We start from the raw sequence: 16,071 nt of genomic DNA, 5'->3' as shown, positions 1-16,071 counted from the left end.
GGGCGTTCATCGTGGCATACCACCGAAGCGCCGGCCATCACCCGTTTCGGGTGACCCGGTGACCGTGACCTGTGCCTGTGCCTGGGTCCGTGCCTGTGCCCGTGCCCGTGCCCGTGCGGGGGCGCGTAGACGCGCCCGTGCATGTGGGCGGTAGGGCTAAGCGGAGGCCAGCGTCTTTGTCAGGATTGTGCCGCCAACCCCCACAAGGACCGCGCCCGAACCCGCGACGATGATCCGCTTGGTCCGGGGCCGGGCCAGGAATGCAGTCACTTTCTTCAGCCCGCTGAGGAGAAGTACGTACCAGGCCAGGGCGATCAGCAGGAAAATATCCGCCATCACGGTGTGCTGGGCAAGGGACGGCAGCGGGGCGAAATTGAATTGCGGGAACAGCGACAAGTAGAAGACGGCGACTTTCGGGTTGAGCAGGTTGCTGACCATGCCCTGTACGAACGGCGAACTCCCGCGAAACCGGCGGCTGGCCCGCGGTGCCGCCGGCCGGCCGGCCCGGATGGGTGGGCTCATGTTGCTGGCAAACGCCTCCGCGAGCGCGCGGGCTCCCAGATAGAGCAGGTACGCGGCCCCGGCGATCTTGATCCCGGTCCCAAGAATCTCTGAGGCTCCCAGGAGCGCCGTGATACCGAAAACTGCCAGCAAGGCAAGAATTGTGTTGCCAACCATGATTCCGCCGGCGGCCGCTGTTGCCGAGCGAGGGCCGCAGGCCGCATTCCGGAGCACCAGCGCAAAGTCGGGACCGGGGACCAGTACGACGACGAGACAGGTCAAGACAAAGGCCGTTAACTGCTCGACCATCGCGGGTTGCCTCCTGGCGTCGGGTGGTTCAGTATTCGAGTGGATCAGTATTCGAGTGGATCAGTATTCGGGTGGTTCAGTAATCGGACTGTTCAGTGCTCGGGTAGTTCAATGGGGCGGGAAGATCTGTCCGGCAACAAAGCCCGGGCAGTCTTACACCTTAGGCCATCCCGGTGTGACTGACGTGCTTCCCTGACGAGCCCGGACCGCGAAGCCGACACCTCACCCCCAAGGCATGATTCCGTCACGCAGGCGAAAAGCTAGGTTGGCATAGACATCCCACTACGATGGCCGCTGGCAGGACACGTTCCGGCAGGACCATGACGACGGGTGCGCCAGCACCGTCATCGTTAAAGGAGGCAACATGTCCGGTTGTGAAACGACCCCAGACGCGGCGAGCCGGGGGTGTGGCCCGCGATGAGTTCTCCCCACGACGCCGTGGCCAAGCCGGTGCAGTTCAACCAGCGGCTCGCCTTGTTGCTGGCGATGGCCATGTTCGTGCTGGTCGTCGACACGTCGATCATGAACGTCTCGATCTCCGCAGTGGTCAAGGACATCAACAGCACGGTCAGCGACCTGCAAGCGGCCATCGCCCTGGAAGCGCTGGTGTCCGCAGCCTTCATCCTGATCGGCGGCAAAGTGGGCGACCTCATCGGACGCAAGCGAGCCTACGTCTTGGGTCTGTGCGGTTACGCGGTTGGCGCGGTGGCGATGACGCTGGCCCAGAGCATCACCGCGATCATCATTTTCTGGGCGGTGGTCGGCGGCCTTGGCGCTTCGCTCCTGCTCCCCGCCATGCAGTCGCTCATCCACGGCAACTTCGACGGCGAGGCCCGGAAGCGGGTCTACGCTCTTGTGGGCGCCTCGGCGGCGATCGCCGCCGCCGTCGGACCATTGCTCGGCGGGTTTATCACGACATTTCTCTCCTGGCGTGTCGCCTTCCTCTTGGAAGCGGTGATCATTGCCGTCGTCTTGTCCGGAATTAGGCTCGTTAGAGATGTCCCGTATACGGGACCCCGGGAGGTCGACGTCGTTGGATCGATCCTTTCCGTCGTCGGTATGGGTGGCGTTGTCCTTGGCATCCTGGTCTGGCAGGAGGGCGGCGAAGCTGTTGGCGCGCTCCTGATCGTCGGTGCGGCCGGACTGGTCGGGCTGTTCTATTGGCTCCTGCGGCGCGAACGGCGCAACAAACCGATGCTGCTGGACCCGGGACTCTTCCGGTCGAAAGCCTTCCGGCTCGGCGCCACGCAGCAAATGCTCCAGCAGATCGCCCTCGGTGGCACCATGATCGTGCTGCCGATCTACCTGCAGATGGTGCTCGAATACAACGCGATGCAGGCCGGTTTGTCCATTGCACCGCTCTCGCTCAGCATGTTCGGCATAGCAATGCTCGCCGGAAAGCGGTCAGGGAAGCGGCGCCCGGCAGGCATTATCCGGTGGGGCTTCATTCTCCTCCTGGCTGGGCTGCTCGCAATCCTGCCAGTCGTGCCGCGTGCGGACTCCGGCTGGTGGCTCCTGGTTCCCCTCATCATTGCCGGTTGCGGACTTGGCCTTTTGGTGTCGCAGCTGAACAATTACACCCTGTCTCCAATCTCGGACGAGCGCGTCAGCGAGGCCGCGGGCGTGAATTCAGCGGCCGGATCGTTTGGGCTGTCGTTCGGACTCGCGTTTGCCGGCGCCATCATGCTGGCATCGCTCGCGTCCGTCTTCACGGGCCTGGCGACCTCGAGCACGGTACTGCCGCCCGCGGAGCAGCAACAGGTTGCGCAGGCGCTGGAAGAGGACGCTCAGGTCCTCAGCAACACCCAGCTCGCGGGGCTCCTCGTCGGCCAGCCGGCGGAGATCCAGGCCGAAATCATCCGCATCAACACGGAGGCAAGGCCCATCGCCCTGCAGATCGGGCTGCTCATTCCGATCTTCGCCAGTGTCGCGGGCTTCGTTATTTCCTTCCGCATGATGCGGCTTCCCGATCCCAAGCCCTCCGGCACCGGCGAAGGCGCGATCCTGGATTGAGGGTCTGGGCGGCAGCAGAAGTCAGAGCAGCGAAAGGCTGTAGCCGACGATGAGCAGCCCAATCACTAGCGTTGCGATGGCTGCAATCTTGCGGCCGTTGCGCTGCAGCCAGTCGTAGAGGGCGGTGAGAGGTACTTGCGCACGCTCCGGGGACTGCAGCCAAACCACGACTGGAACGACGACGGCTGACTGGGTCACAACGGCGTAGGCGAGGACGAGCACGCTTTCCTGCAGGGTAGGCAGCTCCCGCACGCCGATCAGGGCACCGGCCGTGACGGCGAGCAGGAGTGCCTTGGGCCGCAGGTTCATGCCCAGGCCCAGGACGACGAATTCCCAGGGCCGGGCGGAGTGGAACCTCGACTTCATTTTGCCCAGCATGGCGTTGTCCCGGTTGCTCTTGCTCGCGAAGAGGTACACGGAGTAGCCAAGCAGGACGGCGCCGATCACAAAGCCAACCTGAGCCAGCCATTCGTCCTGATTTAGGCGGGGCCTGCCGGGCCATAGTTGCAGCCCGACAGCTGAAAGTCCCACCACCACGATTGATCCTGAGAGGCTGCCGATCAGGAACGGCAGGGCTCCTCGGCGGGGATCCGGGGATAGCAGAATCATGATCGTGACGCTTATGGGCACAGTGCTCATCGCTCCCGCGATGGCGAAGAGCACCAGGCTGGTGAGGGTGCTCAACATGTGGCTGTCACCTGCCCCGGGAGACACCCTGACGGCACGTCATGCCTTCGGTGCGTTGCCGGCGTCAGGGCGGCCTGGCCGCGGCCGTCCACGGCGGGCACGGATCGCCTCGTCTTCCTGTTTAAGCAGCAGTGCCACGTCTTTCTTGTCGCCCGTCAATGGCCGCCACCATGAGATGGACGGGTCCGAATCGAGCAGGATGGCGCGGGCAAAGAGGGTCAGAGGGACGGCGAGGATGGCGCCGACAGGGCCCAGGACCACGGCCCAGAAAAGGACTGAAACAAAGGTCAGGGTCTCGCTCAGCGACACTGCGTTGCCCACGTACTTCGGCTGAATGATGGACTGGATCACACTGTTGATCCCGCCATAGATGATGATGATGGCCACAACGGTCGGCCAGCCACCGGTGAGGAACCCAAAGAACAGCGGCGGGACGATCGCGATGAAGTAGCCAATGTTGGGGATGAAGCTGCAGATGAAAGACAGCAGACCCCAGAGCAGGGCTCCGGGGACCTGCAGGATGACCAGGACCAGCCAGTTGAACAGGCCCTGGGCGATCCCGAGGACCGTAGTGGCGACCATATAGCGGCGCACGCCGGTTCCGAAACCGATGAAGGCGGAGACCACTGCCGGCCGGTGGTAGGTCAAATGGGTCAGGATGGCGGGTACGCGCGAGCCGTCGACCGCCATGAGAATGAGCATCGTCAGGATGATCACGAGGCTGCCCACCAGGCTCGCTATGTTCCCCAGTAGGCCGCCGAGGAACCCGATAATGCGGCCCGGAGTGAACCCGTTGAGGACTTCCTGGACTTGCTCCGGTCCGAAACCTACAGACTCCAGCGTCGCGGCGAGGGAAGCGCCGAGCTGGGCCACCTGGGGAGCGTATTGCGGCAGCAGCGCTGAGAACTGGGCGAGGGAGGCAATGAGGATTGCGGCGAAAGCGATCAGCAACCCGAAGACGGCGGCAATCGTGGTTCCCGTGGCTATGCCCCGGGAAATTCCCCGAGCCTGCATCCAGCGGCGAATGGGATGAACACACAAAGTGAGCACGAACGCAAAAAATACCGGGGTGACGATTCCCCTCATCGCGCCAAGGCCGAACGCCACCACAGCCGCGCCAGCCAGGGCGAGCAATATGGTGACGGTGCGGGGGAGGGCTGGACGTGGGTCGGATTCCGATGATGCCGGCTCCATTGAGCCCTCCTTGGTTCAGCCTGGGCCTAGTTTAGGCGAGGGGGCGTGATGAGTAGTGAGATCATTGCGGCTTGCTCCCCGTCAGAAAGGGATCCCCCCTCTGCGTCAGGCGACTACTTTGCTCTTGATCCGCTCGAACTCGGCCGCACTGATGGTTCCCGCGTCCATGAGCGCCTTGGCTTTGGCGATCTCCTCACTCGGGCTCGCTGCGGCGACCTGGCGTATGTACGCATCAGTTGCCTCCTGGCTCTTGCGGGCCTGTGCCATTGACCGCTCCGTCATTCCCTTGCCGCGCGCAATCATGTACACCAGCAGGGACAGGAACGGTACGAAGGCAAGGAAGACGATCCATACGGCCTTCCACCAGCCACTGAGCTCGTGGTCACGGAAGAGGTCGCCGATCACCATGAACAGCGCCCACAGGAAAGCGAAAATCGCATAGACGCAGAACAACCACCAGAAAATACTCCAAAAGTTCTCGAAGAAGTTCATTTGGCTTCCTTGCTTTCAATTGGTGCGGCGTTGGCGGGAACGCGGCCGTGGGTGGGGGATATAGACGTGAGCGCAGATAACCCTGCCGGCCGGGCCTAGCATTTGACCTCATTCGTGAGGTCGCTGACGGCCGCCTGCACGTTGGCAGCTTCATCCCGGAGCGAGTTCACGGCCTGATTCAGGGTGGCGCTATCGGGAACGGCCTTCACTGCGGAAGTAAATTTGTCTTCAGCAGCTTTGACGGCATCCACCCGGTCCTTGGCGACGTCCCCGGCGGCCGTGACCAGATCGTCGAAAGTCTTTACGACCTCGTCCCGCGCCGACCGGATCTGCTCCAGCGTGGAGCCTCTCTTGAGCGTGTCCTTGAAGTTCGTCAGGGCTGTGGAGTAGGCCGCGGAGGCGGCGCACACCGGTGAAACGGTTGGCGTCGGGGTAGTGCTGGGGCTGGTGGTGCTGCAGCCGGCGAGCAAGCCGAGGGCTGCCGCGAGCGCGATGATTCGCGTGGCGACTGATGGTGGTCTCGACATTGGAGGCCCCTCTCTCCGTAGGTTCCACTCTCCATAGACTCGCGCCTGGCAGCGCAAGCACTGGCAGGTATCACCAGTGTTGGCTTCGGGCAGCGTAGACGCCTCACCCGCCGGGGGTGATCCTGAGGCCGCCTGCGTCGTCGGAACTTCCCTACGTTCGGAGGTCCCGGCTGGCGTGTTACGCAGGGCCCTCCGCTTGGGGCGGCGAAGCCTGCGACGCCGAATCACCCCAGGGTGATGATGTGCCGGCCGTGGTCCCGTGATGGACTGCTGTCCACACCAGAGGGAGGATGCCATGTGCCGTTGGCTAGCGTATTCGGGTTCACCAGTGAGGCTTGAGGAGCTTCTGTACAAACCCGCCAACTCGCTCGTGATGCAGAGCAAACACGCACGCATGGGAGTCGAAACCACCAACGGGGACGGCTTCGGCGTCGGCTGGTACGGCTCAGAGCCGTATCCCGGGTTGTTTCACAGTACAGAGCCGGCCTGGCACGACCGCAACCTTCGCGAACTGTCCGCCCAGGCATCAGCAGGCCGGGTCTTCGCGCACATCCGGGCCTCCACCGGCTCGGCGGTCCAGCAGACGAACTGCCATCCGTTCCGCCACGGCCGCTGGCTGTGGATGCACAACGGGCTCCTCAAGGACTTTCCGGCCGTGAAACGAGACCTCGCCATTGCCGTCGAGCCCTCGCTCTTTCCGCAGATCGAGGGAGCCACGGACTCGGAGCTGTTCTTCTTCCTGGCGCTCACCTTCGGCCTGGAGAAGGACCCGCCTTCGGCCGTCGCTGCCGCGGTGGGGCTCATTGAAGACGTCGGCCGGCGCCACGGCATTGAGCACCCGATTCAGATGACGGTGGCTACCACCGACGGCGACACCACGTGGGCCTTCCGCTACTCGAGCGAAGGCCGATCACGGTCGCTGTTCCACAGCACCGACGTCTCGACGCTCCGCACCCAGTACCCGGACAACCCGATGCTCCACGCACTCGCCGACGACGCGCGCCTGGTGGTCTCCGAGCCGCTGGGGGATTTGGTCGGAGCATGGCGGGAAGTCCCGGAGTCAACGTGCGTCGTGGTCCACGGCGGCGGGGAAGACCTGCTCCCGTTCTCGCCCGCAGCCGCCTGAGTCGGCCCCCTGCCTGCCCCCTGCCTGCCCCCTGCCAGGATCAGCAAGTGGCTGGCCCGCCGGGCCACGCAGGGCCGCGCACCCGTCACGCGTACGTTCCTCACCAGACGTCAGTCCTCGGGTGAGTCAGTCTTCCTGGGGATCGGAAGGGTGGGATTCAACTTTTCAGGGGGACCACCCGCAGTCACCGATCCACTGGCGGGGCCGGGTGCTGGCTCGGCACCGGAGCTAGTGGTTTCGGCACCTGATCCACTGACGGGCTGAGGGGCGGGCGCGGCTCCGGCACCGAAGCCGACGGATGCGGCGCCCGTTCCGACGACCGCTTCGGCGCCCGGAGCAACTGCGGGGCGGCACAGCAGCTCAACCAACAGAACGGCCAGGACGGCAAATACCGCCGTCCAGATGGCGACAGCCGCCGTCGGGTCCTGCCAGAAGATCAGCACCAGCACCGCTGTTCCGATGATGACCGAGTCCAGGATCCGCCGGTAACGAGCCAGCCAGAGCTGCCAAGGCCTGACCTGGTCGGCGCCGACTTTCCCGTTGATGTAGTCTCCCGCGGTCGCCAGACCGTGCCGGACAAACTCCGCGGGCCGCGAGTGGCCGGTCAGGAAGGCTGCCAATGCAATCAGGAGCCCCACGGCGAAGACCAAACGAACACTGGTCCGCAGAGGCACCAGGAGTGTTTCGACCAGGCTTTGAGCCGCCGCCGGGGAGACGGTGTCCGGCGGAATTGAGTTCAGCAGGATGCTCCGCCCGATAACAAGTCCCAGCGCCAGCAACGCCATGGCCACGGCGACGGCCAAACCGACGCCGCTGGTAGTGCTGCGCCTCCGGCCGCGCGGGGCCACCGCGATTGCACCCACGGCGCTGATGACCGTCAGCCACGCCAGTATGGGGGCCGTCTGATCCAGCGTCCTGATCGCCGTGGTGGCCCGGACCAGTTCAGGCGACTGGAACAGTGCGATCTGCGCGTCAACCTCCGGTATCCGCTCGGCGATGCCGACCCCCTGCTGGACCAGGAGGGTCTTGACCCGGGCAATGATCTCCTTGGTGGAAATCGTCACCGTCCCGTTCTGGTCAATGCTGACGGTGCCGCCTGTGTTCCCCGTGGCCAGGTTCACCAGACTCTGATGCGCCACCCGGTTCACCTGAATCCAAAGATCCTGAAACTGCGGAGTGGCCACGAACTTGGAGACGGCGGTATGGATGAGGTTCTTGGTCTGCTCCGCAATCACCGGAGCCAGCCCGGTGACCACCGCGGCCACACGCGGCGCCGTCTTGCTGAGTTCGTTCAGGGCATCCCGGGTGATGGCCTGGATGTCCACCGCGTCGGTGATCTGTTGGGTTACCTTGTCGGCGATCTCTGCCTGGATCGCGGGGTCCGAGGCTAACGGTGCCACGGTGGCCACATAGTGATCGGTATCGAGGACTTCGCTGCGCAGGTAAAGGGCCGGTACCGCGCCGATGGCGAACACGGCAGTAAGGACCACCAGTACTATGGCCACGATCCGTCGGGCCAGCCCAGGATGCGTTCGGGAAGGCTTGGGGGGAGCCGTCCTGGCGTCGTCCCGCTCGCGCTGCAACCGGGCGACCTCCGCCCGGAGCCGCAGTATTTCTTCCTGTTCCGGGCTGCTGGGGCTCGGGGACTGATCGTGGAGGGACATGACGGGCTCCGCCTCTATAGCAACTCGTCGCGCCGGCCCGTTGTCACAGCCGGTCACGGTTGGGCACTCGTGACAATTTTGATTGTCCGCTCCGCGCGCTGGCCCATCCCCACCCACACAGGGTGATCTGTCACTCCGTACGGAGGTTGGCCGCCTTTAGTTGCCGGGCGGCCGGTGGATCGTCATGGTGACCGGCGAGCCGGACCAGGCGTAGCCACAACGGCAGGGCGCCGGCTGCTGCATCAGATCCCGCGCGTATGTCCTGCAGAATGTCAGCCCAACGTCCCGGCATCATCCCTTCAGGGTGATGACGCCGGCGAAAATAAGTCAGCGGCCCAAGCGTCGGCCGGCCGCGAAGAAGGCGACTTTCGCGATTAATAGCAGAGCGCCCAGATCAGCAATCATTTGCACCGATACCACCGCCCGCGCCAGTTCAGTCGTCGGAGTAATGTCGCCGAACCCGACGGTGGCAAACGTGGAAGTGGTGAAGTACAGGGCGTCAGTTCTATTTAGGGGTTCGCTAAAGGACAAAGGGTCAGTTGTCGACATGGACGTGTAGAGCAACGCGAAGAGGCACAGGAACATCAGAACGGATTCGACAACGGCCACGGCCGCCCGGACCTGGGGGATATGTGCGGTGAGGATCATCCGCAATTGGAGGATCAGCGTCGCCAAAAAGACCACCACGATTGCAGCAAGCCGAATCCACGCGGCCGCGGGATTATCGTCGTTGAAGCCGCTGACAGGAAAAACAAAGTAGAGCGTGAGGACCACTACCGTAAATGCGACCAGACGCGCTACCGCGGAAATAATCACCTTCCTCCGACTGGCCTTATCGAGGTCGTGGAGGAAAACCGGGTCCGTCTGGCCGCCGTGCTTCGACGCCATGACTGATGATACCCCCGCCCGCACAATACGTGCCGGGCCGCACTTGGGCGGTGCTGATCGGCCTAAAGCCGCGCCCCCGGGGAAACCCACAAGGGGTCTTTGCGCCCTGTTGGGGCCCATTTGGGCCCGCCTAGCATGTGAAACGTGGGAGACATGCAAAATGCGGGATGGGTGCCTGGCCCGCAGTTCAAAATCCGACCGCCTCTGCGCGGTCTCGGAGCCTTGGAGCGTCCACGTCTGGAAAACGCGTTGTCCGCGGCCGCCGATTCTCACCGCCTGACTCTCGTCGCAGCCCCAGCCGGCTATGGCAAATCGACGTTCCTGGGCGACTGGGTCCGCAACTGCGATCTGCCGTGCGCCTGGCTGTCGCTCGACCGGTTCGATACCGAGCCCGCACGGCTGTTTCACGGCGTCGTCGGAGCGATCCAATCGGCGGCCAGCAAGATGCCATTGCCTGGCAACGACGCCCTGCTGGCTCTTGACCTGGGCCAGGCCCATGACCGGACCGCCTCCTACGATCTTCTCCTCGGAGCCCTCGAGCACCTCACTGAGCCGATCGTCCTGGTGATCGACGACGTCCACTTGGCCGGGTCGGGCCTGGCGAACGGAATTGTCGGGGTTCTTGCCGCGTCGGCACCCCCCTCATTGCGGCTGGTCCTCTCGGGGCGGGGCCATACCGCCATCCAGCTGGAAAGATTCCGATATGGAGAGGGCCTCGGTGAACTGCGCGCCGCCGAACTTGCCTTCACGCGGGAGGAAGTTGCCCAGTTTGCGCGTTCCCTAGGACAAGATGCGCCGTTTGACGCCGGATCGCTCTGGAAAGCGACTGCCGGCTGGCCGGTCGCCGTCCACGCCAGCCTTGTCTCTTTGGCGCAGTCCCGCAACGTGGCGCTCAGCCCGCCGGCCGCCACGCCCACGCACATACCCCTCGCCGATTATGTCGCGGAAGAGATCCTCGACCAGCTTGAAGCGCCCGTGGCCGAATTCATCCTGAGGGCCACCACGTGCGACTGGTTGGACCGACGCCTCGCCGTCGAACTCTACGGCCGTCCCCACGGCGGCGTTCTGCTTGAAGAATGCCTCCGCAACGGTCTCTTCATCGAGGAGCATGATTACCCCGGCGGCGAATCGGCGTACCGCTGGCACGCCCTCTTCGCGGCGCAGTGCCGCCGACTACTGGAGCGGCGGGACCCCCTCCTTGCCGAGCGCCTGCACCGCGTGGCGGCGCGGCACTACCAGGACGCCGACGTCGTCGAGTGCGTGGCCCAGGCGCTGCAAGGGCGCGCTCCCCGGCAGGCGGTCATGTCGCTAGGCGCGCACTGGCTCGAGTTCGTGCTGGGAAATGACGCCCAAACCCTCGAACGGCTATGCCGTGAACTCCCGACTCCGTGGAGCGAGGATCCCGAAATCCTGATGATCAGATCGGTCTGCCGTGCCCTCTCCGGCGACGCCACCGCCGCATCTGAACTCGCCCAACGGGCCCTGTCCAGGACCTACGTCCTGGATGCAATTCGACGGCGGCGGCTGGACAGTTGCCGTGCCCTTTTTGAGCCGTTGCCCGACGGCGGACGACCGGATCTGCGCGCCACCCTGGCGGATGGTGGCCGGCCGGCCAAAGACATTCCGGGCGGTGGACGTTCGGCCGCCGGCCCGACGGGACTCTTCTTACTGGCCCAGGCCGAGTTCCGGCTGCACCGCAGCGGCGAATTCGCTATCGCCTTGCTCCAAACGGCCGGAGGTGCCAGCAGCGCGGAGCAGCTCGACGCGATAGAAATCGGGGCCCAGGCGGACCTCGCGTTGGCGTTCGCAGCAGCCGGTGACCTGATGAGCGCCGAGAAACTGGCAACAACGGCGCTAGGGCGGGCAGACGCGCTGGGCTGGAGTTCGCACGAACGGATAGCGCCGGCGTGGCTGGCACGCGGCATCGCGTGCTATTGGAATGACGAGCTGAAAGCTGCGCGGACGTGTCTTGTGAAAGCCCAGCGATTGGGCAGCGAGCTCCACCCGTCCGGACGGCTCAGTGCCATCTATCGGGTTCTGGTTGAGTGTGCCACCGGCGATCTGACGCGACTTGCCGACTCCAGCGCGGCGCTGGAGTCCTTTCACGGACGTGGACTGTACGCGGTGTCGTGGAATGCCCTGTACTCCGTCGCCGTGGCGAAGGCTGCCGAAGCCCAGGGCGACCTGGCCGGTGCATTGGAGATGGTTCAACCCCTGGGCGCCGGAGGGCACGGGGCATTGGCTGACACCTTGCTGGCGGAATTGCTGCGTCGCGGAACGGAGTTCACCGCAGCCCAGAACTGTGCAGAGTCATTGGCTGATCGTCGAGGGAACTCATACATCGACACGCGCCTAAGCCTGACCGAGGCGCTCCTGGCCCACAGGACGGGTGATACCGCGGCCGCCCACGAGCGGCTTGAACATGCAGTCCGCCGGGCAGAGCCCGAATCAGTCCTGCGGCCATTCGCCGAGCGGCGGGAGGAACTCGCCGATCTGCTCGTGCAACACGCTGTCTGGGGTACGGCCCATGAGTCCTTCATTGCAGCGCTGATGGCACGCGACGCACAGGGTGAGACGCGCCTTCGGACACAGTCTTACTGGAACCTGACCGAGCGCGAACGCGAAGTTCTTGCCTATATGCGTTCCATCATGACCGCCGCGGAAATTGCCGATGCGCTGTACATTTCGGTCAACACGGTCAAGACCCACGAACGGTCAATCTACCGCAAACTCGGTGCCGGAAGCCGGCGCGATGCGCTGAAGACGGCCGCCAAGCGCGGCATCGTCTGAACCCCAGGGCCGGCGGTCCGGTCGTCAGGAATTTCACCCGGGCTGGATGAGGCTGCGAGTGGGTGAGGGTTTGACACTTGTTGTAGCTGTCAGAGAATGTCAGGCCGACGCTGCAGCGCAGTTCGCGTTTCGGGCCTACGTCACTGAATAGTCCGCCGTCACTGGGCGAGCAGATCAAAAGGAAAGCAGTTCTCTGACGAGACGGGCCAGAGGGCTCTAGGCGCCGTTAACCGGCGGTGAAAGTCTGGAATCATGACAAATGTAGACCGCTTTGTGATTGTGGTCGGGTTTGACGGCTCGAAACAATCACACGCCGCCCTGGAATGGGCCATTGAAGAGTGCCGGTTCCGTGATGCGGAACTGCGCATAGTGACAGTCTGGGATAAAGCACCGATGTCGTGGTATCCGGCACTGCTGGAAACAGCGGCAGGGGAAATCGTGGCCGAGGAATCTCCGCAGCAGCAGGCTGAGGCGATCAGCGCGGCGGCCGCGCAGGCCGCGGACGCCGTAAACGTGGTGACGCGGACCGTCCAGAACGACTCCGCCGCGTCGGCGATACTGGCGGCGGCGCAGGAAGCCGATCTCGTGGTGATTGGCGCCCGCGGCCACGGTGGTTTCGCGGGCCTGCACATCGGTTCGGTCTCCTCCCAGGTGGCGAACCACTGCCCGTGCCCGGTCCTGGTGGTTCGCCCGAAAGCCGCTGCACAGGCCCGTTGACCGGAGAGGAAAGGCCGCGCCTGGGGAGCCCGCGCTGCTTGGTGCTAGGGCAAGACCTTGTAGAGATCGATGACAGTCTCTTCGGGCGGCGAGGCGAAGCCGCCCTCGATGCCCGCCTGCATCCGGGGCATGAGGATCGTGTCCCGGAATTTCTCCCAGCTCTCCTTCGATTCATGGACTGCCATGATCGTCCAGCCGCCCGCGGACGAACCGCCGGCGTGGAAGATCTGGCCTTCCGGCAGGAGCCCCGCCCCGGGATGGACGGCGGCAATCGACGCCTCGTACTGCTCCTTGGTGCCTCCCGGGAAAAAGTGCACGACTCCGTAGGGCGCGGTTTCCATAGCTACTCCTAGTCTGGTGGGTGGGACTCGATAAGGCCAGTCGTAGACTTCGCCACCAGCCATGTCAAGGCATCTTTCAAAGCATCGGACGTCTCGCCGTGTAGTCGAACTGTTCGATGACGGCGCTGCCTCCAGTGACCGACAGTCCGATGACACGCCCGGTGAAACCTCCGGCGACCTCGCTGGACAAGTACCGGCCGTCCAGCCGGGCAACGGTGCTCGAGCGTCCACCCTGCCGGAAACCGAGGGAGACTTCATCGGGGCCGGTGTTCTTACCCGGCTGCCCGGCACACGGCGCGTCGTTGCAGGAAATCTCCAGCTGCAGGGGACCCGCGGACGGATCCCACTCCGCGATTCCCATCTCCTGATGCAGTGGCCCGATCCGCGCCACCGCCCGCACCCGGCGCCGGCCGGCCTCGACGGCAAACCAGTGGGAATCGTCCACCCTGAGCACGAGCCTCACCACCGCCCCCGGAGAGGGATGCACCGTGGCCCGCCCGCTCCACTCAAAGTCGCGCACCCTGGTTGCCATGAGGGGCGCCGTCGCTGTGACGGTGCCGCCGCCTGTGATGTGCACGCCGGCGGCACGTTTGGCGGTGAACGAGGCGAGGTCTGTTCCGGGTGCAATCCAGCGCATGTGGGGAAGGTCGCCGGAGAAGTCATCGGAGAACGAGGTGTCGCCGGCGGGAACCTGATAGCGGTCCTCGTCGAAACGCGGCCAGCCTTGTTCCCACACGATGCCGGACACGAACGTTTCGCGGCCCAGGACGTGGTATCCCGGAACGCTGCCGCGCGGGCGCACGCCCAGATAGACTGCCGCCCAGGCGCCGTCGACTGTCTCGACGAGGTCGGCGTGGCCCACGTTCTGGACCGTGGCTGCAGTACTGCGGTGGCTGAAGACCGGATTGTCCGGATAAGGTTCGAAGGGGCCGCCCGGTGCCTTGCTCCGGCTGACGGAGACGGCATGGCCGCGTTCCGTCCCGCCTTCGGCCAGGATCAGGTACCACCAGCCGCCCGCCTGATACAGGTGGGGACCTTCCGGATAGGCAAGGCCGGTTCCCTGCCAGAGCTTTCTGGGGCGTTCCAGGAGCCGGCCGGTTTGGGGATCCAGCAGGGCCTGGACAATGCCGGACTCGTTCTCGCCGGGACCGAAGCCGACCCAGGTGAGGTAGCAGTTGTCGGCGCTGTCCCACGCGATGTCAGGGTCGATGCCCAACGTCCCCGTGATCTGCACGGGGTCGCTCCACGGGCCGGCGGCACTTTCGGCGTGCATCAACAGATGGCCGCCGCCGAAATCGCTCATGTTGGTGGTCACGAACCAGAATTTGTTGTTGTGATGCCGGAGGGTGGATCCGAAAATTCCACCGGAAGCGCGCCCGTCGCCGGCGGCGAACTGGCTCCGACGTGTGAGGATATTGCCGATCTGGTCCCACGTGACGAGGTCCCGGCTGTGGAAGATGGGTGCCCCTGGAAAATATTCGAAGCTTGAGGTAGCCAGGAAGTAGTCCCCACCCACGCGGCAGATCGTCGGATCCGGAAAGAATCCGGGAATGACGGGGGCGGCGGCACCCGAGGAGGTCCTCGGCTGGCCCGTCCCGACTTCACTGCCAACCACCGCTGCTCCGTCCGTCGCTGAATATCTCATGCCCGGATTCCTATCGCCGGGAGTCCCTACGCTAGGGACCGCCTGGCGTGCGCCGCACCGGCACTTCCAATGGTTGGAAGGCCGGGATGTCGGTTCAGCCCTCGGACAAGGTGCGGACGTCGTCGGCCAGGGCCGTCCGGAATCCAAGGTTTCGAGATACCGCCCGGGCGGTGGCCATCACGGCCGGAGCCAGGACATTTGGCGGGGTGGTCCCGTCCGGAACCACGATGGACAGGGCGGCCACCACGGCGCCCTGGGCATCAAAGACGGGGGCGGCCACGGAAACGGTCAGCGACGGCGCGGAGCGGCGGATCATGGCAATGCCGCTCCGGTGGACGTCGGAGAGGGTGCGGCGCAGCTGGCCTTCCGGCATGGCGGCGACGCCCGGTTCGGTCTCTGCCGGCTCCTTCAGGATCTTTTCCTGGAATGCGGCGTCCGCGCCGGCCATCAACACCAGACCGACGGCGGTGGAGCGGAGGGGGAGCCGGCCGCCCACCCGGTAGGCCACTTCCGTGGCCTGCTTGGAGGAGAGCCGCTCGATCAGGACGGCCTCGTTCCTGTCCCGCACGGCCAGCAGCACATGATGCCGGGTCACGGAAAAGAGGTCCTCCAGGTAGGGCAGCGCGATTTCGCGGATGCCATGGCCCCTGGGGGAGAGGGACGCTATTTCCCACAGCCGGACGCCCACGACGTAGCGGCCGTCATCGAGCCGTTCCAAAGCGCCCCAGGCGACCAGGCGGGCGATGAGGCGCAGCGCCGTGGGGGCGGGCATGTCGGCGTAGCGCGCCAGCTCGGACAAGGTCAGCGCCCGACGGCGGTCCGTGAAGACAGCGAGCAGGCTGAGGGCCCGGTCGATCACCGGCTCGCCCTGCTTGGGGCGCTTGCCGCGCGCAGCGGCGGGTTTTTCAGCGGTCGTTAACCTGTCCGCGGGTGCCGTCATTCGTCATCGTTCCTTCTTCGTCGCCAGTGACGCTCACCACAATAGTGTTTCAACCAATGAAATTCACATGTGACGGCCTTGCTTCTGCCGACGACTCTTGATGGAGCCGGTCCACCCGAGCACATCTGACGGAACGGCCCGGAGGCACAGCCGCCGGACCGCCAACGTTGGGCGGGTCCGCACTACGCCGGGCCCCCACACCAGATGTCGACTATCCCGTTGTTTTAGAGAGAATGC

14 protein-coding genes are annotated in these 16,071 nt (G+C 64.8%); 4 read left to right on the top strand and 10 right to left on the bottom strand.

Annotated elements, in window-relative coordinates; translation table 11 throughout:
* Positions 1 to 156 precede the first annotated feature (156 nt).
* On the bottom strand, positions 157 to 810 hold the full coding sequence (locus tag ACVWZ7_RS00970) for a LysE family translocator (protein WP_456506614.1): 654 nt from the start codon (positions 808 to 810) through the stop codon (positions 157 to 159).
* A 417-nt stretch (positions 811 to 1,227) separates the two neighbouring features.
* Here ACVWZ7_RS00970 and ACVWZ7_RS00965 point away from each other — a divergent pair, with 417 nt between their 5' ends.
* A complete protein-coding gene (locus tag ACVWZ7_RS00965) occupies positions 1,228 to 2,823 on the top strand; it encodes an MFS transporter (protein ID WP_456506613.1) in 1,596 nt (531 codons plus the stop codon).
* 21 nt (positions 2,824 to 2,844) lie between these two features.
* On the opposite strand, the gene ACVWZ7_RS00960 is transcribed toward ACVWZ7_RS00965, so the two are convergent.
* The 4 genes from ACVWZ7_RS00960 to ACVWZ7_RS00945 all read right to left on the bottom strand — a co-directional run bounded on the left by ACVWZ7_RS00960 (position 2,845) and on the right by ACVWZ7_RS00945 (position 5,723).
* On the bottom strand, positions 2,845 to 3,510 hold the full coding sequence (locus tag ACVWZ7_RS00960; RefSeq protein WP_456506612.1) for a GAP family protein: 666 nt from the start codon (positions 3,508 to 3,510) through the stop codon (positions 2,845 to 2,847).
* Between the two features lie 39 nt (positions 3,511 to 3,549).
* On the bottom strand, positions 3,550 to 4,704 hold the full coding sequence (locus ACVWZ7_RS00955; protein WP_116765837.1) for an AI-2E family transporter: 1,155 nt from the start codon (positions 4,702 to 4,704) through the stop codon (positions 3,550 to 3,552).
* Positions 4,705 to 4,809: 105 nt separating this feature from the next.
* Positions 4,810 to 5,196, bottom strand: a complete 387-nt coding sequence (locus tag ACVWZ7_RS00950) for an SHOCT domain-containing protein (protein ID WP_116765836.1) — start codon at positions 5,194 to 5,196, stop codon at positions 4,810 to 4,812.
* 95 nt (positions 5,197 to 5,291) lie between these two features.
* A complete protein-coding gene (locus tag ACVWZ7_RS00945) occupies positions 5,292 to 5,723 on the bottom strand; it encodes a hypothetical protein (RefSeq protein WP_456506611.1) in 432 nt (143 codons plus the stop codon).
* A 295-nt stretch (positions 5,724 to 6,018) separates the two neighbouring features.
* On the opposite strand from ACVWZ7_RS00945, the gene ACVWZ7_RS00940 reads away from it, so the two are divergent.
* Positions 6,019 to 6,849, top strand: a complete 831-nt coding sequence (locus tag ACVWZ7_RS00940; RefSeq protein ID WP_344367847.1) for a class II glutamine amidotransferase — start codon at positions 6,019 to 6,021, stop codon at positions 6,847 to 6,849.
* Positions 6,850 to 6,959: 110 nt separating this feature from the next.
* On the opposite strand, the gene ACVWZ7_RS00935 is transcribed toward ACVWZ7_RS00940, so the two are convergent.
* Positions 6,960 to 8,513: a hypothetical protein gene (locus tag ACVWZ7_RS00935; RefSeq protein WP_116765833.1), complete on the bottom strand. Its 1,554-nt coding sequence runs from the start codon at positions 8,511 to 8,513 to the stop codon at positions 6,960 to 6,962.
* Positions 8,514 to 8,840: 327 nt separating this feature from the next.
* Positions 8,841 to 9,401 carry a potassium channel family protein gene (locus ACVWZ7_RS00930; RefSeq protein WP_116765832.1) on the bottom strand — a complete coding sequence of 187 codons (561 nt, stop codon included), beginning with the start codon at positions 9,399 to 9,401 and terminating at the stop codon, positions 8,841 to 8,843.
* Positions 9,402 to 9,623: 222 nt separating this feature from the next.
* On the opposite strand from ACVWZ7_RS00930, the gene ACVWZ7_RS00925 reads away from it, so the two are divergent.
* The gene (locus ACVWZ7_RS00925) at positions 9,624 to 12,191 is read left to right on the top strand and encodes a LuxR C-terminal-related transcriptional regulator (protein WP_456506610.1); all 2,568 of its coding nucleotides are present in this window, start codon (positions 9,624 to 9,626) and stop codon (positions 12,189 to 12,191) included.
* A gap of 252 nt (positions 12,192 to 12,443) precedes the next feature.
* Positions 12,444 to 12,908 carry a universal stress protein gene (locus ACVWZ7_RS00920; protein ID WP_116765830.1) on the top strand — a complete coding sequence of 155 codons (465 nt, stop codon included), beginning with the start codon at positions 12,444 to 12,446 and terminating at the stop codon, positions 12,906 to 12,908.
* 44 nt (positions 12,909 to 12,952) lie between these two features.
* Here the strand turns inward: ACVWZ7_RS00920 and ACVWZ7_RS00915 are convergent, their stop codons facing one another.
* The 3 genes from ACVWZ7_RS00915 to ACVWZ7_RS00905 all read right to left on the bottom strand — a co-directional run bounded on the left by ACVWZ7_RS00915 (position 12,953) and on the right by ACVWZ7_RS00905 (position 15,834).
* Positions 12,953 to 13,249, bottom strand: coding sequence for a hypothetical protein (locus tag ACVWZ7_RS00915; protein WP_116765829.1), 297 nt, complete (start codon positions 13,247 to 13,249; stop codon positions 12,953 to 12,955).
* Between the two features lie 76 nt (positions 13,250 to 13,325).
* A complete protein-coding gene (locus ACVWZ7_RS00910) occupies positions 13,326 to 14,894 on the bottom strand; it encodes a family 43 glycosylhydrolase (RefSeq protein WP_456506609.1) in 1,569 nt (522 codons plus the stop codon).
* Between the two features lie 94 nt (positions 14,895 to 14,988).
* Positions 14,989 to 15,834 (bottom strand): IclR family transcriptional regulator, encoded by an 846-nt coding sequence (locus ACVWZ7_RS00905; protein WP_456506608.1) that lies wholly within the window; start codon positions 15,832 to 15,834, stop codon positions 14,989 to 14,991.
* Positions 15,835 to 16,071: the final 237 nt, after the last annotated feature.

This window comes from Arthrobacter sp. TE12232, assembly GCF_054062615.1.
Note: the sequence above shows the minus strand (reverse complement) of the source record. Positions and strands in the feature narration are given on the sequence as shown.